22 protein-coding genes are annotated in these 24,581 nt (G+C 69.1%); 7 read left to right on the plus strand and 15 right to left on the minus strand.

Features of this window, described 5'->3' with window-relative positions; genetic code table 11:
- Positions 1-11 precede the first annotated feature (11 nt).
- The gene (locus tag NBG84_RS10005; RefSeq protein WP_250918971.1) at positions 12-1,028 is read left to right on the plus strand and encodes an NADP-dependent oxidoreductase; all 1,017 of its coding nucleotides are present in this window, start codon (positions 12-14) and stop codon (positions 1,026-1,028) included.
- A 224-nt stretch (positions 1,029-1,252) separates the two neighbouring features.
- Here NBG84_RS10005 and NBG84_RS10010 read toward each other — a convergent pair whose 3' ends face one another.
- Entirely contained in the window at positions 1,253-3,808 is a 2,556-nt protein-coding gene (locus NBG84_RS10010) for a M14 family zinc carboxypeptidase (protein WP_250918972.1), read from the minus strand.
- A gap of 180 nt (positions 3,809-3,988) precedes the next feature.
- Here NBG84_RS10010 and NBG84_RS10015 point away from each other — a divergent pair, with 180 nt between their 5' ends.
- A complete protein-coding gene (locus NBG84_RS10015) occupies positions 3,989-4,858 on the plus strand; it encodes an EI24 domain-containing protein (RefSeq protein WP_250918973.1) in 870 nt (289 codons plus the stop codon).
- 133 nt (positions 4,859-4,991) lie between these two features.
- Here the strand turns inward: NBG84_RS10015 and NBG84_RS10020 are convergent, their stop codons facing one another.
- From NBG84_RS10020 to NBG84_RS10030, 3 genes are all read right to left on the minus strand, one after another.
- Positions 4,992-6,233 carry a pyroglutamyl-peptidase I gene (locus tag NBG84_RS10020; protein WP_250918974.1) on the minus strand — a complete coding sequence of 414 codons (1,242 nt, stop codon included), beginning with the start codon at positions 6,231-6,233 and terminating at the stop codon, positions 4,992-4,994.
- 477 nt (positions 6,234-6,710) lie between these two features.
- Complete coding sequence (locus tag NBG84_RS10025) at positions 6,711-6,941, minus strand: hypothetical protein (RefSeq protein WP_250918975.1); 231 nt, start codon at positions 6,939-6,941, stop codon at positions 6,711-6,713.
- 501 nt (positions 6,942-7,442) lie between these two features.
- Entirely contained in the window at positions 7,443-8,375 is a 933-nt protein-coding gene (locus tag NBG84_RS10030; protein ID WP_425608612.1) for an SGNH/GDSL hydrolase family protein, read from the minus strand.
- Positions 8,376-8,676: 301 nt separating this feature from the next.
- Between NBG84_RS10030 and NBG84_RS10035 the strand changes: the two genes are divergently transcribed.
- Positions 8,677-9,171: a DUF3145 domain-containing protein gene (locus NBG84_RS10035; RefSeq protein ID WP_250918977.1), complete on the plus strand. Its 495-nt coding sequence runs from the start codon at positions 8,677-8,679 to the stop codon at positions 9,169-9,171.
- A gap of 471 nt (positions 9,172-9,642) precedes the next feature.
- Here the strand turns inward: NBG84_RS10035 and fabF are convergent, their stop codons facing one another.
- The 5 genes from fabF to NBG84_RS10060 form a co-directional block, all read right to left on the minus strand.
- A complete protein-coding gene (gene fabF / locus NBG84_RS10040) occupies positions 9,643-10,905 on the minus strand; it encodes a beta-ketoacyl-ACP synthase II (protein WP_250918978.1) in 1,263 nt (420 codons plus the stop codon).
- 113 nt (positions 10,906-11,018) lie between these two features.
- Entirely contained in the window at positions 11,019-11,273 is a 255-nt protein-coding gene (locus NBG84_RS10045) for an acyl carrier protein (RefSeq protein WP_250918979.1), read from the minus strand.
- Positions 11,274-11,329: 56 nt separating this feature from the next.
- The gene (locus NBG84_RS10050) at positions 11,330-12,331 is read right to left on the minus strand and encodes a ketoacyl-ACP synthase III (RefSeq protein WP_250918980.1); all 1,002 of its coding nucleotides are present in this window, start codon (positions 12,329-12,331) and stop codon (positions 11,330-11,332) included.
- A 36-nt stretch (positions 12,332-12,367) separates the two neighbouring features.
- Entirely contained in the window at positions 12,368-13,312 is a 945-nt protein-coding gene (locus NBG84_RS10055) for an ACP S-malonyltransferase (protein ID WP_250919160.1), read from the minus strand.
- 89 nt (positions 13,313-13,401) lie between these two features.
- Positions 13,402-14,586 (minus strand): PucR family transcriptional regulator, encoded by a 1,185-nt coding sequence (locus NBG84_RS10060; RefSeq protein ID WP_250918981.1) that lies wholly within the window; start codon positions 14,584-14,586, stop codon positions 13,402-13,404.
- Positions 14,587-14,689: 103 nt separating this feature from the next.
- Here NBG84_RS10060 and NBG84_RS10065 point away from each other — a divergent pair, with 103 nt between their 5' ends.
- A complete protein-coding gene (locus tag NBG84_RS10065; RefSeq protein WP_250919161.1) occupies positions 14,690-15,346 on the plus strand; it encodes a pirin family protein in 657 nt (218 codons plus the stop codon).
- 25 nt (positions 15,347-15,371) lie between these two features.
- On the opposite strand, the gene NBG84_RS10070 is transcribed toward NBG84_RS10065, so the two are convergent.
- A complete protein-coding gene (locus NBG84_RS10070; RefSeq protein ID WP_250918982.1) occupies positions 15,372-16,205 on the minus strand; it encodes a serine hydrolase domain-containing protein in 834 nt (277 codons plus the stop codon).
- 4 nt (positions 16,206-16,209) lie between these two features.
- The gene (locus tag NBG84_RS10075) at positions 16,210-16,677 is read right to left on the minus strand and encodes a GNAT family N-acetyltransferase (RefSeq protein WP_250918983.1); all 468 of its coding nucleotides are present in this window, start codon (positions 16,675-16,677) and stop codon (positions 16,210-16,212) included.
- A gap of 86 nt (positions 16,678-16,763) precedes the next feature.
- Between NBG84_RS10075 and NBG84_RS10080 the strand changes: the two genes are divergently transcribed.
- Positions 16,764-17,267 carry a MerR family transcriptional regulator gene (locus tag NBG84_RS10080; protein WP_250918984.1) on the plus strand — a complete coding sequence of 168 codons (504 nt, stop codon included), beginning with the start codon at positions 16,764-16,766 and terminating at the stop codon, positions 17,265-17,267.
- Between the two features lie 22 nt (positions 17,268-17,289).
- A complete protein-coding gene (locus tag NBG84_RS10085; RefSeq protein WP_250918985.1) occupies positions 17,290-18,312 on the plus strand; it encodes an aldo/keto reductase in 1,023 nt (340 codons plus the stop codon).
- An 18-nt stretch (positions 18,313-18,330) separates the two neighbouring features.
- Here NBG84_RS10085 and NBG84_RS10090 read toward each other — a convergent pair whose 3' ends face one another.
- The 4 genes from NBG84_RS10090 to NBG84_RS10105 form a co-directional block, all read right to left on the minus strand.
- Positions 18,331-19,521, minus strand: coding sequence for an acyltransferase family protein (locus NBG84_RS10090; protein ID WP_250918986.1), 1,191 nt, complete (start codon positions 19,519-19,521; stop codon positions 18,331-18,333).
- Positions 19,522-19,532: 11 nt separating this feature from the next.
- A complete protein-coding gene (locus NBG84_RS10095; protein WP_250918987.1) occupies positions 19,533-20,591 on the minus strand; it encodes an alpha/beta hydrolase in 1,059 nt (352 codons plus the stop codon).
- 1,260 nt (positions 20,592-21,851) lie between these two features.
- The gene (locus NBG84_RS10100; RefSeq protein WP_250918988.1) at positions 21,852-22,499 is read right to left on the minus strand and encodes a DUF6518 family protein; all 648 of its coding nucleotides are present in this window, start codon (positions 22,497-22,499) and stop codon (positions 21,852-21,854) included.
- Between the two features lie 272 nt (positions 22,500-22,771).
- The gene (locus NBG84_RS10105; RefSeq protein ID WP_250918989.1) at positions 22,772-23,746 is read right to left on the minus strand and encodes a helix-turn-helix transcriptional regulator; all 975 of its coding nucleotides are present in this window, start codon (positions 23,744-23,746) and stop codon (positions 22,772-22,774) included.
- Positions 23,747-23,825: 79 nt separating this feature from the next.
- On the opposite strand from NBG84_RS10105, the gene NBG84_RS10110 reads away from it, so the two are divergent.
- Positions 23,826-24,560 (plus strand): alpha/beta fold hydrolase, encoded by a 735-nt coding sequence (locus NBG84_RS10110; protein WP_250918990.1) that lies wholly within the window; start codon positions 23,826-23,828, stop codon positions 24,558-24,560.
- Positions 24,561-24,581 lie beyond the last annotated feature (21 nt).

Raw genomic sequence — 24,581 nt, forward strand, 5'->3', positions numbered from 1 at the left:
GGCTATCCCGCATGTCCGCACTTCCCGCGACCAGTCGTGAATGGCACCTCGTCGCCCGCCCGCACGGCTGGCCCACGGCGGAAGACGTAGCCCTTCGCGAGGTACCCGTGACCGAGCCGGGTGAAGGACGGATTCTGGTGCGCAACCGCTACTTCTCCGTCGATCCCTATATGCGCGGTCGCATGAACGACATGAAGTCGTACGTACCGCCGTTCCAGCTGGGGCAGCCCATGGAGGGGGGCGCGGTCGGCGAGATCATCGCGTCCCGTGCCGAGGGCTTCGCGGTCGGCGACCAGGTGCTCCACAATCTCGGCTGGCGGGAGTACGCAGAGGTGCCCGCGGCCGACGCGACCAAGGTCAGCGCCGAGCTCGCCCCGCTCTCCGCCTATCTCGGTGTGCTCGGCATGACCGGGCTCACCGCCTACGCCGGCCTCTTCGAGGTCGCCTCCTTCCAGGAGGGCGACACGGTCTTCGTCTCCGGTGCCGGTGGCGCGGTGGGCAGCCAGGTCGGCCAGCTGGCCCGGATCAAGGGGGCGGCCCGGGTGATCGGCTCGGCCGGCTCCGCGGAGAAGGTCCGACTGCTCACCGAGGAGTACGGCTTCGACGCGGCCTTCAACTACAAGGAAGGCCCGGTCGCCGAGCAACTGGGCAAGGCGGCTCCCGACGGGATCGACGTCTACTTCGACAATGTCGGCGGAGACCATCTGGAAGCCGCCCTCAACTCCTTCAACGTCCATGGTCGCGCCGCCATCTGCGGAATGATCTCCCTCTACAACAACACCGAGCCCGCCCCCGCCCCGCGCAACCTCGCCTATGTCATCGGCAAGCGGCTGCGCCTTCAGGGGATGCTGGTCAGGGACCATGTGGATCTTCAGCCGCAGTTCGTCCGGGATGTGGCCGGCTGGTTGGCCAGCGGCGAGTTGAAGTACCGAGAGACCACGGTCGACGGCATCGAGAACGGTTTTGACGCGTTCATCGGACTGCTGCGCGGAGAGAACATCGGCAAGATGATCGTTTCGCTTGGCTGAGGCTCCGGATCCCCCCGGTCCTCCGGATCCCCCCGGTCCTCCGGATTCGCCTGGTCCTCCGGATTCGCCTGGTCCTCCGGATTCGCCCGGTCCTCCGGATCCGTCTGAGCCCCCGGAGTACCGGCACGGCCCCAACGGCCGGCTCGCCTCCGGTTGACGACGGCGAGCATGACGAAGGGCGGCATCCCCCGCGCACGGGGGATGCCGCCCTCACCCAACCTGGGTCAGCGGGTCAGCAGCGCCCGTCCGACCTGGGAGAACACACCCTTCGGGTGGTTGCGGAACATCGGCTCCGTACCGAACAGCACCACCGGCGCACCTGCCGCCGTGGTACCGCTGACGATCGACGGCTTGCCCGCCGCGTCGGCCGGTCCACCCGTGCCGCTGGCGGTCGCCCGCCAGTGACCCGAGACCAGCGGGTTGCCGGTGCCGTACGTCTGCTCCGCCCGCACGCCCGAGCCCAGCCCGGTGAAGTACAGCGGTGAGTAGACGAAGGTGTGCGCCGGGGCGCCACCGGTGATCGCACCGCCGGTGTTGGACACCCGCACCACACCGTTGGCGTCGCCGTTGGCCGCGACCGCGGTCACCGGGATCAGCTTGGCCGCGGCGTTGAAGTTGCCACCGCCCGAACCACGGCCGACGACGGCGACACCGCTGGCGGCGAACGCGTCACGAGCGGCGGGCGTCAGACTGGCGTGGCTGAGACCGGTGGACACGAAGAGCACGTCCGTGCCCTTCCAGTCGAAGCCGGCGTTGAGGATGGCGGTCGAGACCGGCACCACGTCGAAGCCCATCTCACGCAGCGCGAACAGCTCGCCCGCGGTCACCGAAGCGGCCACCTTGGTGCGCTTCAGCGGGGCGACCCCGCGGTCCCTGGTCGCGTTGAAGGAGACGCCGAGACGCTTCGCCTGATCGATCGCCGCCTTGCGCGCCGAACTCGGCACGATCGCCGCGCCATCGGCCGTACGCCGTACCGCAACGCCCTGCGCCAGCAGCGAGTTGACCGCGGCGATCTCCTTCGGGTCGTCGAGGCGCAGCTTCATGTCGCCGATCGGGGAGACATAGCCGGTCGGCCCCGCCGAGTGCACATCACGGCTGATCATCCGCAGATCACCGCTGGTGGCCTTGTGGACGGTCGCGCCCCACAGGAGCCCCAGGCTCCAGCCCGAGATGTCGTACATCGCCGTCACGTCGGGGCTGATGTCGCGGCCGTCGGCGAGGATGACATTGGCGATACCGCGCTTGGGCTGACGCATGTCCACGACATACGAACCGGCCGCGTGCACCTTGCCAGCCAGCTTGAACGGCAGCAGGGCCCGCTCGACGCGGATGTCGTTGGCGACCAGGTGGTCCACCAGACGGCCCGCGGCGACCGAACTGCGCTGGTCCCGCCCGACCGGAATGACATACGCCCGCGGGAACGTGGTCGTGTAGACGTCCTCCGGACCGATTCCGGGCACGCCCGGTACGTTCTCCGAGGAGATCGGCCGCTGGGCCTCACCGGCGGCACCGCGACGGAAGGTCTCGATCTGGTCGGCGATCACCGAGGTGCGGTTGGTCTGGGTGTAGTCGAGGGTCGCCCGCATGGACGCGCCCGCGATGGCCGTGTTGATGGTGGTGCGTCGACGCAGCTCCTCCACCGACAGGGATTCGTACGAGGAGTTGTTGACCCGCATCGGGAACTCGATGGTGTGCGAGGCCACCGCGCCCTGGAACGGCATGTACTGCGGGGTGAAGATCGGCGGGAAGTCGTCCCAGCCCTCCGCCTGGTCCCGGAACGGGATCTCGGCGGGCAGCACACCGTCCTTCTCGGCGGTGTAGCCAAGCCCGTTGACGGCCTTCTCCATGCCCAGCGCGTTCGCGTAGGAGTTCTTCAGGAAGAGGTCGTACTCGTAGTTCTCACCGTGCGGGGGAGTCGTCGGCTCGATCAGCGTGCCGTTGACATAGCCGTGCAGATCGAGCATGACCGCGGGCTGCTTGTCGATGGCGATCTGCCGGATCGCCCGCGTCTCGGGCTGGGACGCGGTGATGAAGTCCCGGTTGAGGTCGAAGCCGTTGGAGTTGGGGCGCGTGCCCGCGATGCGACCGTCCGGGTTGGCGGTCACATTGAGGTAGATGCGGTTCTTCGCGAGCAGGCCCGCCGTCTTGGCGTCCTTGGCCTTCGCCAACTCCTCGATGAGCTTCAGGGCCGCGTCCGTGCCCTCCCACTCATTGCCGTGGATGTTGTTGTTGATGAAGATCGGAGTCTTGTACGAGGACTTGATCTTCCGGTCCCGGGCCGCGGACGCCGAGGAGTTCTCGATCTGCTCCCGCATCCGCTCCTGCTCGCGGGCCTCACGGGAGCTCTCGGGCTCGGTGACCGTGACGAGATAGAGCTCATGGCCGGCCGCCGACTTGCCCGCGACCTCCACACTGACCCGGTTGCCCAGCTTCTGGAGGTCGTTCAGCTTCGGCGCGATCGAGTGGTACGGAATCAGGCCCAGCTTGATCGACTTGTCCGCCGGGTTGACGGCCGGCGCCTTGAGGGTGGTGCGCCGCGGATAGCCGTTGGTCTGATTGTGCCGAGCGGTCTGCTGTCCCTGCGCCTCGGCCGATATCCGCCCCTTGGCGAACGGCGCGAGGGGAGAGAGCGTTGAGTCGCTCGCCCCACGATCCCGCAATGGATGACGATCGTCGGACGCCTTGGGCGATCCGGGAGCGGCGGTGGCGGAAACGGGCGCAAGCAGCACTGCGCTGGCGAGTGCGGCCGTGGCGACCAGAACGGGTCTGGAAATGCCCATGCGTGGATGCCTCCGGGAGTAGAGGGTCGAACGACACGACACGTGTCACATCGATCGTTAGGCAGGGGTCTATCGGTTGTAGGCCGCAACAATCAAGACCTGTATTCCACTTTGTTCTCCTGTCGTGAACCGCCGGTTGCCCGGACGGACCGGACGATCAGCCCGGATAGGGTTGTCGGCATGCGTGATTTCGGGGTGGGTTTCGGCTACTTGATGAAGGGCCAGCGCTGGGTAGGCGCACATGGCCGCTGGTTTGGACTCGGCCTGCTGCCAGGGCTGTTGACCCTTCTGCTGTATCTCGGCGCGCTCGTTGGACTCGCCTACGGCGCCGACGACGCGGTGGGTTGGGCGACACCGTTCGCCGATGACTGGTCCTCGCCCTGGCTGGGACTCTTCCGCGGATTTCTGACCGGACTTCTTTTTGTGCTGGGGCTCTTTCTGTCGGTGATCACCTTCACCGCGGTCACCCTGCTGATCGGGCAGCCGTTCTATGAGTCGCTCTCCGAGCAGGTCGACCGGAGCGAGGGTGGCGATGTCCCCGAGTCCGGGCTGCCGCTCTGGCGCGAGCTATGGATCTCAGCCCGGGATTCGCTCCGCGTCCTGCTCCGGGTCGCCTGCTACGGCATCCTGCTCTTCGCCCTCGGATTCATCCCGGTCGTCGGTCAGACCGTCGTTCCGGTCCTCGGGTTCTGCGTCACCGGGTACTTCCTCGCCGAGGAGCTCACCGCCGTCGCCCTCCAACGACGCGGAGTCGAGCTGAAGGAACGGCTCCAACTGCTGCGCGGACACCGCATGATGACCCTGGGCTTCGGGGTACCGCTGGCGCTGGCGTTCATCGTGCCGTTCGTCGCCGTCTTCCTGATGCCCGGCGCGGTGGCGGGGGCGACGCTGATGGTGCGCCACATCAGGCCGTCCGCGGACGATGACGCTCCCGCCGGCGCTCCGGACACCCGGGACGACGCCGGACCCGCGCCGTATGTAGGGGGTTCGGACGCGGCCCAGGGGGCGTACGGCAGTGGCGCCGGCCCGGCCTCGGGACGCAAGGCGTAGCTGTCTCGCCGTTCCCCGGGCGCCGGCTCGGGGAACGGCGATGGACACGGACGCACCCGGGGGCGCCCTTGGATCGGCTAGCCGGAGGCCCGGTCCAGCCCGATCCCGAGGCGGCCCCCGGCACATGGAAGCCCTAGTCCGTCGACTCCGCCGCCACCCGGATGATCGAGCGCACCTGGGCGATGATGTCCAGCCGGTTCTGGACGAACACCGGGTCCGTGACCTCGGTGGTGTTCCCCGCGCCGAACTGGAGCACCGGTGTGTGGACGTGCCCGCCCGCGGTGGTGAGCCCTAGCCGGTCGCGCAGCAGGGTCGCCCGGTAGGCGATCTCGTTCGACAGATAGTCACCACCCCCGCCGGCTCGGGCCGTGGAGCCCGCGGTGGGGCCCTTCGGGGCCTGGACGGGTGTGGTGCCCCCGGCCGGGATCTCCGTCACCGAGGTGTTGTCATAGACCGGGAAGCGCCCGGTGTTGCCGGCGACGACGGCCGCGTACGGAAGCGTCGTGGAAGTCCACTGCGGCTGCGAGGACGGGTCGGAGACCGGCACCGTCTCGGTACGCGAGACATTCAGATTGTCCGGGAACCCGCCCCGCCAGGCGCCGTTGGTCCGCTCGATGTCGAACCGGCCCACCCGACCCTGGCTAACCGTCGTGAAGAGGTCCGCCTTCGGCAGCTGCCCGCGCAGCGTCCGCTCCACCGAGCCGGCCGCGAAGTCCGACCACCGCACCGGGAAGACCGCGGTTTCGATCCGCGCCGGGCCGTCCGCCGTCTGGATCAACGTTCCGTCCAGGGCCAGGGCGGTGGCCCCGGAGGGGTTGCTGATCCGGATGTCACGATCGAGGGTGAAGGGGTCGAAGCCGGTCATCACGATCCGCTTGACACGGTCGCTGGACGGAAGGTCGATCGAGTCCTGGCCCCGTGAGGAACGCTCCAGGTGATCGAGCAGCCGGGCGCGCTGAGCGTCCGTCACGGCGAACCGAGCCTGCCACTGCCGTACCTCCAGCGACATTCCCAGCCGCGCCCAGTACAGCGGCCGATCGTCATCCCGGCTGAGGTCTCCCAGGGCGGGGCCCCGGCCCTGCGCCCGGTCCACCGCCCGCTCCCAGAGCGCTGAACCGTGGTGCTGAACCGCCTTCCGCGCCTGCTCGAAGGTCCGCGCCCGCGCCAGGGCACTGCCCAAGCGGGGTGCCACGGAGTCGAATCCACTGCGCCGCAGGATCTCCTGGGGCACCGCGTGGGCGAGCCTGGCCTCCTCGACGGTGGCAGGGGATGGGGTGGCGGGCGCCGAAGCCGCTGCGGGCAGTGGGACGGCGAGGGTGAGCGCGGCGGCGAGAGCGGTGCCGGCCACGGTCGCGCGGGCGCGTATCGGGGACACTGGGGGCGATCCTTCCGTTGGGGGGTGGCGGAAGTATCGCCTTGGTGCCGAGGCCCTGGCTAGAGAGATCATTCCGGCCATCCGAGTCATCGGATGGAATGCCCCGGTAAGGGATTTCCCCCTGAGCCGAACGGATTCGGCGGACCGGTGGTGAAAGCGCTCATTCCGATCTGGTATCCGATGCTTCCCACCGGAAAGCTCCGACCGGGAGATCCTGGTACGAAGCTCCTGGTACGGAAGCTCCTTGCGAGATACCGGGAACGGTCCATGGGCCGCCGGTGCGTGCGGTCGACTGCTCGTTCCCTGGCTTGCCGCAGCGCGCCGCTCGGGGCCGAGATGTCGAGATGTCGAGATGTCGAGCCCGGGCGTCGGACAGATCGGCGCGCGGCGCTCCCCGCCCTGGTCCTCGCAGTTATCCCGATGACCGTCGGTCAGATGCGGTGGCCCCCCTTCCCCGTAGGTCAGGGGGCGCTCCACTCAACCCCTCGTCACCAGGGGCGCGTCAGGCTTGACCAGGCCCTGAGCGCGCTTGTGCCACCGCAGGGCCTGTGATGCCTTGACGCCGAGCTTCGCCCCCTGGCCAATGCCCACGGCGAAGGCCGCCTGCGCCGTGTGGACCGCGGCAGGCGGGTTGACCACGGCCAGCGGGGCAGCCTTCGCGGCCAGCAGCACGGCGGCGGCACCGCCGGCTATGGCCCCGATCGCCATTCCCACCTGGTCCGAAGTCGTCTCGCACCTGGCCGCCGCCTTTGTTGCTGCCTTTACCGCGCCTCTGGGTTATTGCCCCTCCTGGCTTTCGATGTCCCGAGCCGTTGGATGTGGCTCGCTCGCTGCCGACACCGAGGGGAATGCCGAGGGGAATGGGGAAAACGGACCAGGGCCGCCCCAGGGTTCGTCGAACCGCAGCCGAGGCATGGGCGCACCCACTTCCGTTGCCTGGCCATCCCTCCCCGTTGAATCCGTCAACAGCCCCTGGGACATTGATTCCACGCATTCACGAAGGGGAGCAATCCCAACTCTCTGGGATTGCTCCAGTCGGGTGGCTGGCCCATCGTTGATGGCACCCGCCCGAGACCGGTCACACCGGGGGCACTCGGGCGGGCGCCGTCAGTGCGCCGGGCGGCCTCCGGCGCACTGAGGCACAACCGGAGGCGCTCCGCTGGTGATCAGGTCCTCTCGGGGGTTCGCCCCGGGCGGGTCCGACTGCCCTCAGACGGGTGGCTTGGCCGCCGTGATGTTCCGATAGGCGATCTCCGCGAGCCGTCCCTGCCCGACCTTGCTCGGATGGAACCAGTCCCAGCGGCTCAGGAGATCGCCGTCGAAGCGGTACTCGAACACCGCCCCGCCGTCGTACCGGCAGCGCAGATCCTTGCCGCACACGTCCTTCAACACCGCGTTGTACGCCACGACCCGCTCCTGTACCAGGGCTCGTCGCTGGTCCGCCTTGGCGCTCAGATCCTCCGCGTCGCCCAGCATGGTGGCGCAGATGCCCAGTTTCCAGATCTGCCGGCCCAGCGGATTGCCCTTCCCGGTGGACCACAGCCGCTTGAGGTCCGGCACGCTGGAGACATAGACCTGGGTCTTGGGGGCGGTACGCCGCAGCTCCCGCATCGCATGGGTGAAGGACGCGCGGAAGTCCTCCACCGGAGTCATCAGCGTCGTGGCATCGGCGCAGGCGTCGTTCGCGCCGACCATCACCGTCACCAACTCGGGCTTCTGGGCCGCCGCCCTGGTCATCTGCGCGGGAAGGTCCGCGACCTCGGCGCCCGTCCGGGCGTAGTTCCAGGCGCGCTGGGCGACCGCGGTGGGCTCGCCGATCAGCCGGGTGGCCAGACTGCGCACTTGGACATCCGTCCCGGTTGCCCAGGACGCCTCGGGGCAGTCGGAGAGCACGACACAGGCGTCAAACGCACGGGTGATGGAGTCACCCACGGCGGCGATGGAGTCGGGGCTGCGATCCCAGACAGGGGTGGGAATGATGCGTTTCTTGGCGGGTGCGCCCTTGGTCTGGGTGTCGGATGACGAGTCACATCCGGTGAGGACACCGGCCGTCAGGAGCGCGGCTGTGGTCAGTGCCGCGGTCGTACGGGCGCGGCGGGAGAGTCGCGTGTCACGTGTTGGTCTGGTCCGTCGTGGCTGCATGGTCTTCTGCGGTGTGCGCTCTGCGCGCATCCCGTTCCCCTCCGTGTCGACTGGCTGCCCCCGAGGTCCTGCCGAGTGAAAGCATTGGTGCGTACGGTCCCTGGACCGAGATTACGTCACCCCGCGGTCACCTGCGCAGGGTAGCTTTTCCCCGTCGATCCAGAGGCATCGTGCCCATCGGCTCCGGCGGCTCCGGTAAATTGCATCACGTCACATACTGTCCCTTTTGCGGAGATTCACTCGTGATGCTGTTTACTGAGGCCGTTGGGAAGGCGATCCTCGTCCCACACTGGAGGTCCCGGTGACGACACGCGGCGTTCTGTATGTCCACTCCGCACCGCGCGCGCTGTGTCCGCACGTCGAATGGGCGGTAGCGGGTGTGCTCGGTCTCAGGGTCCAGCTCGACTGGATCCGTCAGCCCGCATCGCCGGGCACCTGGAGAGCCGAGTTCTCCTGGAAGGGCGAAGTCGGTACGGCGTCGAAGTTGGCGTCCGCCCTGCGGGGCTGGCATCTGTTGCGTTTCGAGGTGACCTCCGAGCCGTGCGCCACCGCGGAGGGCGAACGCTACAGCGCCACGCCGGACCTGGGGATCTTTCACGCCGTGACGGGGATGCACGGGGACATCCTGATCCCGGAGGACCGGCTGCGGGCGGCCATGGTCCGCTCCGCGCAGGGTGAGACCGAGCTCTCGGCGGAGATCGAGAAGCTGCTGGGCAAGCCGTGGGACGACGAACTTGAGCCCTTCCGCCACGCGGGTGAGGGCGCCCCGGTCCGCTGGCTCCACCAGGTGGTCTGAGCCGCGGCTACAGCGCTACCGGCCGCACCAGCCTGCCTGTGAACCTCCCTGTGCCCGGCCGGGACCTCCGGCGGTCGCGGCTGGACCCGCGACGGCGGAGAAAAGCCTGTGCCTGCCGCCACGGGCCGCCGGACCGGCCGCGGGCTCCACCAAGTCGTCCAGCGCTCAAGCCGTCCAGCGCCGCACTACGTGGTGCGGATGCCACCCGGGCCCCGCACTCACCGCTGTTCGCCTGTGACGGCCGGGCGGTGACGTTCCCTCCAGCGGTCGGCCGACTGCCCGCCCACCGCGGCGGCCGGGCGCCCCACCAGACCGCCGGCGCGAGGGCGTCAGAGCACCGGGCGGGCCGCGCCGGAGCGCGTTCCACCATGACGCAGGCCCGCGCCCCTGGTTCTCACCCAGGGCGCGGGCCTGCCGCAGCTCTGCCTCCGCCTGACCGGACCGCCGGCCGGGCACGGCCGGTTCGGGCGGTCAGACCGTCCGGAACGCCAGCACCACGTTGTGGCCGCCGAAGCCGAACGAGTTGTTGATCGCCGCGACGGTGCCCGCCGGCAGCGGACGCGGCTTCCCGGTCACGACGTCCGCGTCGATCTCCTCGTCCAGCTCGTCCACGTTGATCGTGGGCGGAGCCACCCGGTGGTACAGCGCCAGCACCGTCGCCACCGTCTCGATACCGCCCGCGCCACCCAGCAGATGACCCGTCATCGACTTCGTCGCGGAGACGGCCACATGGTCGAGCTCGTCGCCGAGCACCTGACGCAGTGCCTTCACCTCCGCCACATCGCCGAGCGGAGTCGAGGTGGCGTGAGCGTTCAGATGGACGATCTCCTGCGGCTTGAGGTCCGAGGAGTCCAGCAGATTGCGCATGGCCGCGGCGATACCGCGACCCTCCGGCTCGGGCTGCGCGATGTGGTGGCTGTCCGCCGACAGACCCTGGCCCAGCATCTCGCAGTACACCCGGGCCCCGCGCTTGGCCGCGTGCTCGGCCGACTCCAGCACGATCACACCCGCGCCCTCGCCGAGGACGAACCCGTCCCGTCCCTTGTCGTAGGGGCGGGAAGCCTTCTGCGGCTCCTCGTTGTTCTTGGACATCGCCATCATGTTGGCGAAAGCGGCCACCGGCAGGGGGTGGATCGCCGCCTCGGTGCCGCCCGTGATGACCACATCGGCACGGCCGTTGCGGATCATCTCCATGGCGTAGCCGATCGCCTCCGCGCCCGACGCACACGCCGACACCAGGGAGTGCACACCCGCCTGGGCGTTCACCTCCAGGCCGACATTGGCCGACGGGCCGTTCGGCATGAGCATGGGCACGGTGTGCGGGGAGACCCGCCGGGCGCCCTTCTCCTTCAGTACGTCGTACTGGTCCAGCAGGGTCGTCACGCCACCGATGCCGGAGGCGACCACAGCGCCGAGCCGGGTCGGCTCGACCTGCTCGTCCTCGCCGGCCGGTCCGGTGAAACCGGCGTCGGCCCATGCTTCCCGGGCCGCGATCAGCGCGAACTGCGCCGAGCGGTCCAGCTTGCGGGCCAGCGGACGCGGCAACACCTCGCTCGGGTCGACCGCCGCCAGCGCGGCGATCTTGACCGGGAGGTCAGCGAAGCGCTCATCGTCGATGAGCCTCGCTCCGGAGCGGCCGGCGAGCAGACCCTCCCAGGTCGATGCGCTGTCGCCACCCAACGGTGTGGTTGCGCCGATACCGGTGACGACCACGGTGCGATTGGTCGAGTTCACAGGAATTCATTCTCCACGTGTAAGGGGTGCTGAATATGTGCGACGCCACCATGGGGTGGCGACAAGCGCGCCTGAGGCTCAGGGCCGAGGGCCAGGGCCTGGGGCCGAACCGATTACTTGGCGACCTGGTGCTTCGCGATGTAGTCCGCGGCGTCACCGACGGTCTTCAGGTTCTTGACGTCGTCGTCCGGGATCTTGACGTCGAAGCGCTCTTCGGCGGCGACGACGACCTCGACCATGGACAGCGAGTCGACATCCAGGTCATCGGTGAAGGACTTGTCCAGCTGGACGTCCTCGACCGGGATACCGGCGATCTCGTTGACGATCTCCGCGAGACCGGAAACGATCTCTTCCTGCGTGGCGGCCATGTGGCGCTCCTTCGGTTTCTCTATTAGCGGTTTGGCGTCCGGAATGGTCCGGTTGCCTAGGGGAGGGTAACGACCGTGGCTGCGTAGACGAGACCCGCCCCGAAGCCGATGACGAGAGCTGTGTCGCCGCTCTTGGCCTGCCCGGTCGCCAACAGCCGCTCCATAGCGAGCGGGATGGAGGCGGCCGAGGTGTTGCCGGTGGTCTCCACGTCACGGGCGACCGTGACGTGTTCCGGCAGTTTCAGGGTCTTCACCATCGAGTCGATGATCCGCATGTTGGCCTGGTGCGGGATGAAGACATCCAGGTCGTGCGCGCTGATCCCGGCTGCGTCCAACGCCTGCTGGGCAACCTTCGCCATCTCGAACACGGCCCAGCGGAAGACCGCCTGGCCCTCCTGCATGATCGCGGGGAAACGCTCCACCGCGCCATCACGGTAGTCGGTCCACGGGACGGTCTGGGTGATCGTGGTGGACTTGTCGCCCTCGGAGCCCCAGACGGTCGGGCCGATCATCGGCTCCTTCGCGGGGCCCACGATGACCGCGCCCGCGCCGTCGCCGAAGAGGAAGGCCGTGGCCCGGTCGGTCAGATCGGTCAGATCGCTGAGCCGCTCCACCCCGATGACCAGCACATGACTGGCCGAGCCGTCGATGACCATGCTCTTGGCGAGGGTCAGTCCGTAGCCGAACCCCGCGCAGCCCGCCGAGATGTCGAAGGCGGCCGGCTTGCCCGTGCCGAGCTTGTCCGCGATCTCGGTGGCGACCGCCGGGGTCTGCTTGAAGTGCGAAACGGTGGCGACGATCACGCCGTCGATGTCCTGGGGGGAGAGACCCGCGTCGGCGATCGCCTTGCCCGAGGCCTCGATGGACATCGCGGTCACGGTCTCCTCGGGGGAGGCCCAGTGGCGCGTGGCGATGCCCGAGCGGGAACGAATCCACTCGTCGGAGGAGTCGATCGTCTCCAGGATCACCTCGTTGGGCACCACCCGGGTAGGCCGGTAGCCGCCGACGCCCATGATCCTTGCGTACGGGGAGCCCTTGCTGGGCTTGATCTTCGCCATCTTTACGGCTCTCCTTGTCAGACTCGGCAGGCTGGGTCAGGTGCCCGAGGGCTCGGTGTCCACGGCCGTCCCGGCGTGCTCGGCGAAGAGCACACGGGCCGCGTCGAGATCGTCAGGGGTCTTGAGGGCCAGGGTCTTGACACCGGGCAGGGCACGCTTGGCGATACCGGTGAGGGTGCCTCCGGGGGAGACCTCCACGATCGCGGTCACACCCAGTTCCTTGAAGGTCTCCATGCACAGATCCCAGCGCACCGGGTTCGCCACCTGCCCGACCAGCCGGGCGATGATCTCCCCACCGGTCGATACGGCCGCGCCGTCCTTGTTCGAGACGTACGGCAGTACGGGGTCGGCGACCGTGAGCTTCCCGGCCGCGTCCTGCAAAGCCGTCACCGCGGGGGCCATGTGCTCGGTGTGGAAGGCGCCGGCCACCTTGAGCGCGATGACCCGAGCCTTCTCCGGCTTGTCCGCGGCCAGTGCGGCCAACTGCTCTTCCGTGCCCGCCGCGACGATCTGTCCCGCGCCGTTCACATTGGCCGCGGTCAGGCCGAGCCCTTCGAGATGGGCCACGACCCGCTCCGGGTCACCGCCGAGCACAGCGGCCATTCCGGTCCTGGTCACGGCCGCCGCCTCGGCCATCGCCTGGCCCCGGGTCCGTACGAAGCCCAGCGCGTCGCGCTCGTCGATGACCCGCGCGAACACGGCCGCCGTGATCTCACCGACGCTATGGCCCGCCACAGCGTCGGGTCGGGCGTCCGAGCCGAGCGCGGCGGCGGACAGCAGTCCCGCCGCGACCAGCAGGGGCTGGGCGACGGCGGTGTCCCGGATCTCATCCGCGTCGGCCTTGGTGCCGTAGTGGACGAGGTCCAGTCCGATGGTGTCGGACCACTCCCCGATGCGGCTGGAGAGCCCGGGGAGGTCGAGCCAGGGTGTCAGGAAGCCGGGCGTCTGAGCGCCTTGGCCGGGAGCGACGAGTACGAGCACTCTCACACTCTCTCTTGTGTACGCCCCAGTACGCCCGTGGGGACAGGGACGAAGAACCGTCGGGGGAATTGTTGAGGTCTGACAAAAGTCTAGGACTGTGGATCAGCGTCGGCCAAGCGTCCGAGGATGAGAGCGATTCGCAGGGTGAACGCAGAGCGAACATCAGAGGGTGACCAGCCGGTGACATCAGTCACACGTCGAAGCCGGTAGCGCACGGTGTTGGGGTGAACGAACAGCATTCGCGCCGCGCCTTCGAGACTGCTCGCCTGTTCCAGATAGACACTGAGCGTTTCCAGCAGTGCGGAACCCGCCTCTTCCAGCGGTCTGTAGATCTCCTCCACCAGTTGCTCACGGGCCGCCGGGTCCGACGCGATGGCGCGTTCCGGTAGGAGATCGTCCGCGAGAACGGGGCGCGGGGCGTCCTGCCAGGCCAAGCACGCCTTGAGTCCGGCAGCCGCCGCCTGCGCCGATTTGGTCGCGGCCAGCAGGTCCGGCACCACGGGCCCCGCGACGACGGGACCCGCCGCATAAGGCCCGATCAGGGCCTTGGCGACATGGATCGGGTTGTCGCTGCCACCCGCGATGACGACCAGCCGATCGCCCAGCACTCCGGTGAGCACCTGGAGCTTGGCGTGTCGCGCCGCGCGCCGGATGGCCTCGACGGTCAGTTCGCTGTCCCCGTCCGGAGCGGTGCCGAGGATGACCGAGACATGCTCGGGCGAATTCCAGCCGAGAGCCGCCGCCCGGGAGACGGCACCCTCGTCCGCCTCACCGGAGAGGACGGCGTTGACCACCAGGGACTCCAGCCGGGCGTCCCAGGCTCCACGGGCCTCGGCGGCCTGTGCGTACACCTGTGCGGTCGCGAAGGCGATCTCCCGGGCGTAGACGAGCAGCGCCTCACGCAGCACCGACTCATCGCCCGGCGCGGCGACCTCCTCGATCGCCGTCTCCATCACCTCGATCGTCGTACGGACCATCTCCACCGTCTGACGCAGGGTGATGGCCCGGGTCAGCTCGCGCGGAGCGGTCCCGAAGACATCGGTCGAGATGGCTTGCGGGGTATCGGGGCGCCGGAACCACTCGGTGAACGCCGCGATACCGGCCTGGGCGACCAGACCGATCCACGAGCGGTTCTCCGGTGGCATCGCCCGGTACCAGGGCAGCGACTCGTCCATGCGCGCGATGGCGTTCGCGGCGAGCCGGCCGGATGACTGCTCCAGGCGGCGCAGGGTCGCGGAATGCGGGTGGGCGGCGTTCGATGCAGGTTCGGGCACGGGACAAGAGTGCCTTATCGGGGCGCCGTAGCTAAGTGGCGGGGTTCGCTGCTCCGGGTGACTTTCCGGCGGTGGACGGGGCGGGGGCTACGGTTGGCGAGTGATGGATGTACGGCGTTCGGATGAGCGTTACAGCGGCGGAGACCCGGCGGAGGGCATCACCACCCGGCACGCCTTCTCCTTTGGTTCGCACTATGACCCCGACAATGTTCGCTTCGGCGCGCTGATCGCCTGCAACGAGGAGCGTTTGGCGCCGGGCGCGGGGTTCGCCGAACACCCCCACAGCCATACCGAGATCGTCACCTGGGTCGTCGAAGGCGAACTGACCCACCGCGACTCCACAGGCCACGCCACCGTCGTACGCCCCGGAGACGTCCAGCGGCTGAGCGCGGCGAGCGGGGTGCGCCACGAGGAGCGCAATGAGGGCGAGGCACCATTGGTGTTCGTCCAGATGTGGCTCGCCCCGCTGGTGCCCGGTGGTGAGCCGTCCTACGAGGTGGTGCGCGCCGCCCCGGACACGACGCCCTACACCCTCCCATCGGCGGGTGCCCGGCTGCACATCCGCCGTCTGGGCCCCGGGGATCGGACCAGGACTCCCGCCGCTCCCGCCGTGTACGTCCAGGTCGTACGCGGTGAACTCCGCCTCGGTGCGTATGGGCTGGCCCCGGGGGACGCGGTGCGGATCACCGACGGGGAGCGCGCGGAGTTGATCGCGACCGACCGCCCGGGCGAGGCGCTGATCTGGGAGATGCACGGCTGAGCCCCGGCCGCCGGGGCGCCCTCGATCAGGCGGTTGCCGTACGCCGCAGTTCGGCGAGTACCGCGTCCGTGAAGGGCGGCCAGGCCTCGATCGCCCAGGGCCCGAAGGCCCGGTCCGTGAGGGCCACACATGCCGCGCCGGCCTCCGGATCGACCCAGAGGAAGGTCCCCGACTGGCCGAAGTGCCCGAAAGTGTGCGCCGATGACGAAGAACCCGTCCAGTGCGGCGACTTGCCGTCCCTGATCTCAAAGCCGAGGCCCCAGTCGTTCGGCCGCTGCCGGCCGTACCCGGGCAGCAGCCCCTCAAGCCCGGGGTAGGCGACCGTCATCGCCGACAGGACGGTATGCGGGTCGAGGAGCCGGGGCGACTGCACCTCGGCCGCGAACCGCACCAGATCCTCCGCGGTGGAGATGCCGTCCTTGGCCGCGGAGCCCTCCAGCGAGGTCGCCGTCATCCCCAGCGGCTCCAGCACCGCCTGGTGCAGATACTCGGCGAAGGGGATCTCGGTCGCCTTGGTGACATGGTCCGCCAGCACCTCGAACCCCGCGTTGGAGTAGATGCGACGGGTCCCCGGCTCGGCGCTGACCCTGTGCTCGTCAAAGGCCAGCCCCGAGGTGTGGGCGAGCAGATGGCGCACGGTGGAGCCCTCGGGCCCGGCGGGCCCGTCCAGCTCGATCGCGCCCTCCTCGTGGGCCACGAGCACCGCGTAGGCGGCGAGCGGCTTGGTCACGGAGGCAAGCGGAAAACGCCGGGTGAGGGGGCCGCGGGAACCGGCCACCGTGCCGTCCGCTCGGACGACGGCTGCCGCCGCACTGTCCACGGGCCAGTTGTCGATCATCGCCAGGCTCTGCATGAACATGAGCCTAAAGGGTCAGCCTCATGGCGGGGTCGGGGGTCTGGACAAAGCCGAGCGAGGCATACAGCGGCGCACCCTCCACCGAGGCCCGCAGATCGACCCTGCCCACCTCCCGCTCCCTGAACCAGCCCAGCAGCGCCCGCATACAGGCCCGGGACAGTCCCCGGCGGCGCATATCGGGGTCGGTGGCGACACTGAAGACATGGCCGGTGGTGCCGAGTGGATTGCCGGGGCTGCCCAACCGGTACTCGATGATCCCCACCGCGCAGGCCGCGAGTCCGCTGCTCTCCGTCCGGTCCACCACAAAAGCCGCCCAGGCGGAGTCCGGCGAGGAGAGGCGCCCGCGCAGGGTGGCGATCGCGGACGGCATCCACGTCACATCCGTACTGGGACCCACATATGAGTCAATCATCACCTTGCGTAGTCGAATGACTTCTTCGGCGTCCTGGGGGACGGCACGGCGCGGCTGCTTCATGGATCGCAGGCTAGAACGGAACGTGGAGCTATCTCCAGGGGATTGCCCTTGCTTGGAGTGCACTCCAAGGTTTTAGCGTGGAGGACATGACGCTGACCGAGAGCAGCACACCCATCCAGGAGAACCACTGTCTGGCCGTGCCCGGTGCGCTGCCCCGCCCCGATGGTCGTGATCGCTACACGATCAGCGAGGTCGCGGACTTCACCGGCCTCACCGCGCACACCCTGCGCTGGTACGAGAGGATCGGCCTCATGGCCCATGTGGATCGTTCCCACACCGGGCAGCGGCGCTTCTCCAACCAGGATCTGGAGTGGCTCGCCCTGGTCGGCAAGTTGCGGCTGACCGGGATGTCGGTCGCGGACATGGTGCGGTACGCCGAGTTGGTGCGGGCGGGAGATCGGACCCTCGAAGAGCGCCGGGAGTTGCTGGCGCGCACCCGTCGTGACGTGCTCACCCGGATCGCGGAGCTCCAGGGGACGCTCGCCGTACTGGACTACAAGATCGAGCACTACACGGATCTACCGACGCCCGCTGACGTCGGCCTCTGCTCCGAGGCCGGCGTGCGTCCCTCGACCGAATTCAAGGACTGACTCTGCTGAGGACTGACTTCCGATGGTGAACAGCAGCATCGCCCAGGTACGACTCGGCACCGATGGTCCGCTGGTGGGGGTGCAGGGCCTCGGCTGCATGGGCATCAGCGAGTTCTACGGGGAGACGGACGACTCCGTCGCCCGCAAGACGCTTGAGGCCGCTCTGGACGCGGGCGTCACCCTCTTCGACACGGCGGACGCCTACGGCCGGGGAGCGAACGAGGAATTCCTCTCCCCGTTCTTCCGGGCGCATCGTGACCGGATCACGGTCGCCACCAAGTTCGCCCTCGTCCGCAGGGACGACGACCCCGCCTACCGGGGCATCAGCAATGATCCCGCGTACATCCGGCAGGCCGTGGACGCCAGCCTCGGCCGGCTGGGCATCGAGGTGATCGACCTCTACTACATGCACCGCCGGGACCCTGGGGTGCCGCTCGCCGAGTCGGTGGGCGCCATGGCCGAGTCGGTCACGGCGGGCAAGGTCCGCCAGCTCGGGCTGAGCGAGGTCACCGGCGCCGAACTGCGGGAGGCGCACGCGGTGCACCCGATCGCCGTGCTCCAGTCGGAGTGGTCGCTGTTCAGCCGCGATGTGGAGCACAGCGCCGTGGGCGCGGCAGCCGAACTGGGCGTCGCCTTCGTGCCGTACTCACCCCTGGGCCGCGGGTTTCTGACCGGCGGGTTCCAGGACGCGGCCAAGGACCTGGCGTCCGATGACTTCCGCTCCGGGCAGCCGCGTTTCACCGGCGACAACGCGCGGACGAACGCCGCCCTGCTGGAGCCCGTACGGTCGATCGCCGCCACCCATGGGGCCACGCCCGCACAGATCGCGCTGGCCTGGGTGCAGCAGCGCGCCACCGTACACGGGCTGCCGGTGGTGCCGATCCCGGGCACTCGCAGTCCCCAGCGGGTACGGGAGAACACGGCGGCCACCCGGCTCACCCTGAACGACGACGAGCTGGCACGGTTGGAACCGATCGCGGGCCGGGTGGCGGGGGATCGATACCCGGACATGTCCTTCACCGCCGTGGCCCGCGAACGGTCCTGAGACGGTTCCGCGAGGCCGCTAGGCCAGTCCGAGGGCGAAGACGGCGAACCCGGCCGCCAGCAGCCCCGCCAGCGCCCGCCGGGCCGAGGCCGTCCCACCGGTCCGCCAGGGGGACTCGAACGCCCGCGCGTACCGGCCGATCACCACCAGCAGTACCGCGAACAGCGGGAGCCAGGTGATTCGGGCGAGTACCCAGCCCAGGGTGTCCGGGGCGGTGGTCAGCCCGGGCACGGCCCCGGCGAAGGACGCCGGGACCGCCGCCGCCAGCATCGCCGTCTGGTGCCAGCACAGGATCGTCATCGCGGACAGGTTGATGACGACAACGGGAGCCCAGAGCGCGGGCCGTGCCAGCAGCCGCGAGATCCGATCCCGCAGCAGTATCGCGGCACCGCTCTGGGCCATGGCCAGCGCCAGTACCAGGAGCGAGGGCGGATGGGAGTTGGTACGCGCCTCGCCCGGCACACCGACCATCGAGGCCGGGTAGTGGAAGAGGGCGAGCAGCAGGGCGAAGAGCGCGGCACCGCCGACGAGCAGCCCACGGGCGTGCCGCTTGCTGATCCGTCCCTCGCCCCAGCTCACGCCCAGCTGATAGGCGAACAACCAGCCGGGCAGGATGTTCAGCATGCTCAGCCAGGACGGCATGGCATCCGCGTACGGTCCGTACCGCAGTACGTCGACGATGGCGACGCTGAGCAGCAGGGGAGCCGCGGCCCAGGCTCCCAGCCTGCGGGCGGCGCGGATGCAGAAGGGGGTCAGCGCGGTGACCACGGTGTAGACGCCCACGAACCACAGCGGCTGAATGACCAGGGTGGAGCCGGTCCGCAGCGTGGTGAGGGGTACCCCGACCGCATGCAGCACCGGGATCAGAACGGCCCAGACGGCGGTGACACCGAGGACGGGCCGACCGAGGCGGGCGATGCGCTGGCGCAGCCACTGGGCGGTGGTGCTGGTGCGTCGGCGGTAGGAGAGCACGGAGGCGTAGCCCCCGACGAGGAAGAAGATCCCCAGCATCTGGAGCACCCAACTGGCGGGGGCGAAGAAGCCGAAGGTGCTGAGCGGGCTGGCGTTGCGGATCGCTCCGTCGTCGCCGAGGGTGAGACCGCCGAGCAGCCAGTGCCCGAGGGGTACGGCGAGCAGGGCGAGTGCCCGTAGCCCGTCGATGGCGCGATCGCGGTGCCCGGGTGTGCGGGCCTCTATCTTCGCGGCCATGGCGGTGAGCCTCATCGGACACCACCGGTGGCCGCTGCTACCGGGCGTGCCTTGGCGATGGCGGCGAAGGCGTGGAGTGAGTCGGTGCCGGGGGCGAAGTAGCCGGAGTGGCCCCGGGCCTGGTGCGCCGGGAGGCGGTGTGCGCCAAAGCTCGGGGCGGTGGGGTCACTGCCGTGTCCGAGCCCGAGGAAGTGGACATTGGGCACCTTGGAGATCCAGTCGGACGCACTCTTGGCGGCCCATACCCGGGTGTTCAACTCCTTGGCCGAAGAGGCCCGTACACCGGGCGAGCCGAGGACCACCACATCGGATGCCGTGAGCTCGCCGGTAGCGGCGGCGAGACCGCAGACGACGGAGCCATAGCTGTGGCAGAACAGCTTCGCGGCCGGAGTGCCGACGGCGTCGAGCCCCTGGGTGAACCGCGTCAGCCGTACCGCCCCGGCCTCGGCGAGCTCCCCGGTGGCGGCTCCGAGGCCAACCCCCAGGGGTGTCGTGTAGCCGGTCCAGGCGATGACGGCGGAGCCTTTCCCCGCCGCCGTACGCAGGGACTTGGCCATCCCGGCCGGGGTGCCGTAGGGATTGTCCTCACGGTCGAAGGTCCCGGCGTCGATGTCCGCCCCGGGCACGATCACGGAGACGGTACTCGCGCCCTCCAGATCCCCGTACACCTCGGCGACCTGTCCGCGCCCCCGCGGATCAAAGGCCAGAATCTGCCGTCCGGACGCGGCGAGCCGCTCAAAGGCCGTACCGCGTACGGCGTGGGAGTTGGCCCGGTAGCGCAGCGAGACGGGGACACCGTCGAGATTGCCGACGACCAGCGGATGCCGCTGGGCGAGCCCCTCCCGCTGCCCCGCGCTCAGGCCGCCGAAGAAGGCGGCCACCTGCCGGGGGTCCGCGGTCGCGGGATGCGGCAACTCCCGTCCCAGGGATCGGTCCTCCACCCAAGCCCCCGTCCCGGGCGGTGGCCCGGTGACCGCGCGCTGGGCACTCCCCGACGCCCACCCCGCGGTCCCGGTGACGACGGTGGTAGCGAGCGCGACGGCCAGCAAGGTCCTCTTGTAGCGGCGCATGGGCCCCGCCCCTCCCTTTCCCGGTGGGTATGACGGGAGGAAGGTAGGCAGGGGGTGGGTGGAGGAGCGTCACCCTGGGGAGCCAAGTCGGGGATGCTACTGGGGTAGGGGGTGTAGGGGGTGCTGGGCTGTGTCGATGGCCGCGATCGCCTCGATTGCCTCGGCTGGGGGAGTTCGCTCTGTAGGCCCGCGAAATCGCGTGATTCATGGCAGAGCGCTAGAGGATGTGCCACCGCGTTCTGAAGTCCTCTGTACGCAGCCCGGAAATCCTGCGTTCGATCCCGGGAAGGCTCTCGGGTGCGTGGTGGGCTTTTCGGGCGTTCGCCGTGATCATTTGCAGTTCTCGAAGATCGCGGAGTGTTGGGTAACCAGGCAATGTGGTGACATCGTGCCCATAGACGGCTGCGAACTCCGCATAGTGCCCGGAGCTGTATCCAAAACGTCGGCAGTGAGTCTCGATGGAAGGCGAGGTCCCACTCCGGCTGGCCGATGGTGACCGTGTCCCCATCACAGAGGACGGCTCCCCTTCCGTCGTGGAGAGCGTTTCGATGCTGGGGGTCTCCCTGGAGTATCCCCTCAGGCAGAGCGAACTCGACCTGGGAGAGCTCTCTTTCCAGTGTATCGATGCGCTCCAAGAGAAATTCAAGGGTGGACCCAGGCAGCGCGGTAGTGCCCTTGACAGAGGCGCGAACCGCGCCGACGGTGTCGTGCCTGGGGATCGCGAGCGGCGGCGTTGGCAAGGTATGCAACATCAACAACGGCTTGGCGACAAGGGAGGCAGCGACGGGTTCATCGGACTGCGGAAAGTAGCTCCAGAACGTGGCAGCGTGCCCACCAACGATGAGGGGCTGTCCGGGGATCTGATGCAGGGGGACTGTGGGAGAGCCCTGTTCCATGTCGGCGTCTCGCGTGGCTCGACCCCGACACGTGGCTGCCCCGTGCTCGCGCCTGGGCCACCGTGCTGATCTCACCCGCGTGGTGGCGTCCGCCGGACAATGACCGAGAGGCCCACCGCTCCGGCGTCGAACTCGCTTCCTGACCACCCGCCAGGTCCGCCGCAGCGGTCTGTGCACGTTGTACCGGATGCGCGAGAGCGAGCCCGACATCCTCTTCCGCGGCGGTGGCCGGTGCCGCGACTCCACCCGGCTTCTCCAGCTGTTCGCGCGACCACGTCCGCGGCCGTACAGCCGAAGCGCGCCCGAAGCCACCTCGTGACGGCTTCGGGCGCCCGCGCTGCCACTCCCCGTCGCCCATGCACTCTCAGTCGAGGAGTGTCGTCAGGATCAGTTGGTAGAAGACGAGGTAGGCCAGTAGTGAGAAGGGAATGGCGGTCAGGAGGGTCAGTGCGCGTTCTCTGTGGGTGCGCCCCATCAGCAGCGGCACGAGAACCAGAACGGCGAGGCAGGTCCATGCCTGGGAGGCGTAGTGCAGAACCCAGGCGTAGTGGATGGCTTCCGTGCCGAAAACGCCCGCCAGGGCGGCAAGGCCGATGACGCGCTGGCGCGGGCTGATGCCTCGCCACGCAAAGCCCGCCACCCCGAAGAGAGGGCCGGCGATGAACGCCATGCCGAGCCAGACGAGGGGAGCGAACAGAGAGCCCATGCCGTCGCGCGCGACCTCCGCGTAGCCGTAGTAGCCGACGACGAGACCGGACTCGGCGAACAGGCCCGCAACGGCGGCCACGGGCAAGCCGACCCGCCGGGCCAGCAGCGCGCCTGCGGCGAACGCGGCGATGGACCAGACCGCACCGGAGTTGGCGATCTGGTTCCACGCGCCCGGAAGCCAGCCCTGGGCCAGATTGGTCAGGACGCCGAGAAGGAGTCCTCCGGCGAATGCCGACGCCGTTGCGTTGGCCCAGGCTCTTCCGCGCGCATCGGGCACTGGGGCGGTGACAGGGGACGCGCTCATGGTGGTGCTCACTTTTCTGTCGAGGGCTGCGTGGCTCACACCTCTTGGTGCATTTGTAGAGATGTGTGGTGCCAACGGCGCGTTCCCGTGACCTGCGCTACCCCGGCCTGTGGGGATGCCGTCAACGAGCGGCGAACCAAGTGGCAAGTTGCCCTCTGTAGTCGACATGACCGGCAGCGGATAGCGGTAGCAGTCATTCCGCTCCGGGGCCGGCTTGTCGGACTTCCGCGCTCTGACGCTCCGGCAGGGTATTGCCGCAGTAGATCCGGCGTTTACTGCGGTAGTTCTTCCGGTTTCCGCTGGGCGGCTGCGGTGAGCCGGGCGGCCAGATCCTTGAGCGCCTGCCGCAGTTCGTCGGGATGGTGGATGGTGAAGGGCCACTCCAGGGAGGCGAGCATGTGGGCCGTGCCGTCCAGCCGTTCTGCCCGTGCGTGCATGAGAACACCGGTGGGCTGGGCGGTGAGGGTCACCGCTGAGCGAGGCAGCCGGCGGGCGATCTCATCGAGGGGGCCATGGATCGTCACCTCGACCTGCCAACGGTAGGGCCCCTGGGCGAGGGTCGAGGTCAGGTGGGCGACGGGGTCGAAGCCGGCGGGTGCGGTGAAGCTGTCGGCTCGGGAGGTGACGGAGGTGATGCGGTCGATACGGAAGGTGCGCAGGCTGTCACGGAGGTGGTCGTGGCCGACGACGTACCAGCGGCCGGTGTGGAAGACCACACCGTAGGGGTCGATGTCGCGTTCGGTGTGTTCCTGGCGCCAGGACTGGTGGCTGATGGCGACGGTCGTGTGGGCGCGGGAGGCCTGGGCCAGGGCCAGCAGGACGCCGGTTCCGGGTGCCTGTCCGATGACGGCGTTGGCGGTGAACGACAGGGTCTCCCGCGTGGCGGCGAGCGGTTCGCGCAGGGCGTGCGGGAGCACCCGCTCGATCTTGGCCAGGGCACCGGCACTGGCCGGCGCGGCGGTGCCCATGCCCAGACGTTCTGCCGCGAGCAGGCCAAGGACGACGGCGAGAGCCTCGTCATTGGTGAGGACCAGGGGTGGCATCCGGTAGCCGCGGGCCAGTCGGTAGCCGCCGTAGCGGCCGCGTTCGGCCTCCACGGGGATGCCCAGCTCCCGCAGGTGCGCGGTGTACCGGCGCACTGTGCGCACGTCGGTGTCCAGCCGGTCGGCCAGCTCCGTCCCGGTGAGCCGGGCGTTGGACTGGAGGAGTTCCAGCAGGGTCAGCACACGGGTCAGGGGATGCGACATGGATCACTCGGCATTTCAGGGCGGATTCTGTCCTGTATCGACTTTACGCTCCCCGCAGCACCTACTTCTGGGAGATCACATGGCCACCTTCGTACTCGTTCCCGGCGCCTGGCTCGGGGCGTGGGCCTGGGAAGACACCGCCCGAGCTCTGCAGGAGCGCGGCCACACCGCGCTGCCGCTGACCCTGACCGGCCTGGCCGAACACGCCGACCAGGCCGGACCCCGGGCAGACCTGGACACGCACATCGCGGACATCACCGGCTTCATTGAGCGCAACGGTCTGCGCGACGTCACGCTGGTCGCCCACAGCTACGCGGCTGCCCCGGTAACCGGGGCAGCCGGACGTCTCGGCGACCGCCTGGAGCGCGTGATCTATGTGGACAGCGCCCCGTTCGCCGCAGGCATGTGCATGCTCGACCTCATGCCACCGCAGGCAGCGGACCAGCTGCGCCAGCAGGTCGACGCTTCCGGCGACGGATGGCGGCTACCGATGCCGCCCTTTGAGGTCCTGGGCTTGTCCAGCAGCCTCGATGGGCTCGATGAGGGCCAGCGGAACGCTCTGCGCACGCGTGCCACCCCTCAGCCGTTCGGCACTTTCACCCAGCGTCTCGCCGGCCCGGCCGAGCCCGGTCCCGGTGTGGACCGTGTCCTGATCGCCTGCCGTGACTTCACGGGGCTGCTGGAAGCCGGGGTGCCGATGCTGGCCTACCTGAACCAGCCGCCGTGGCGGCGCTTCGACCTGCCCACCGGGCACTGGCCGATGCTGTCCGCGCCCGCCGAACTCGCCCGTGTCCTCGACAAGGCCGTCTCCTGACCGCGCTGGCCGAGAGGCACA

This window comes from Streptomyces albipurpureus (genome assembly GCF_023701525.1).
In the GTDB taxonomy this organism is placed as follows: domain Bacteria; phylum Actinomycetota; class Actinomycetes; order Streptomycetales; family Streptomycetaceae; genus Streptomyces; species Streptomyces albipurpureus.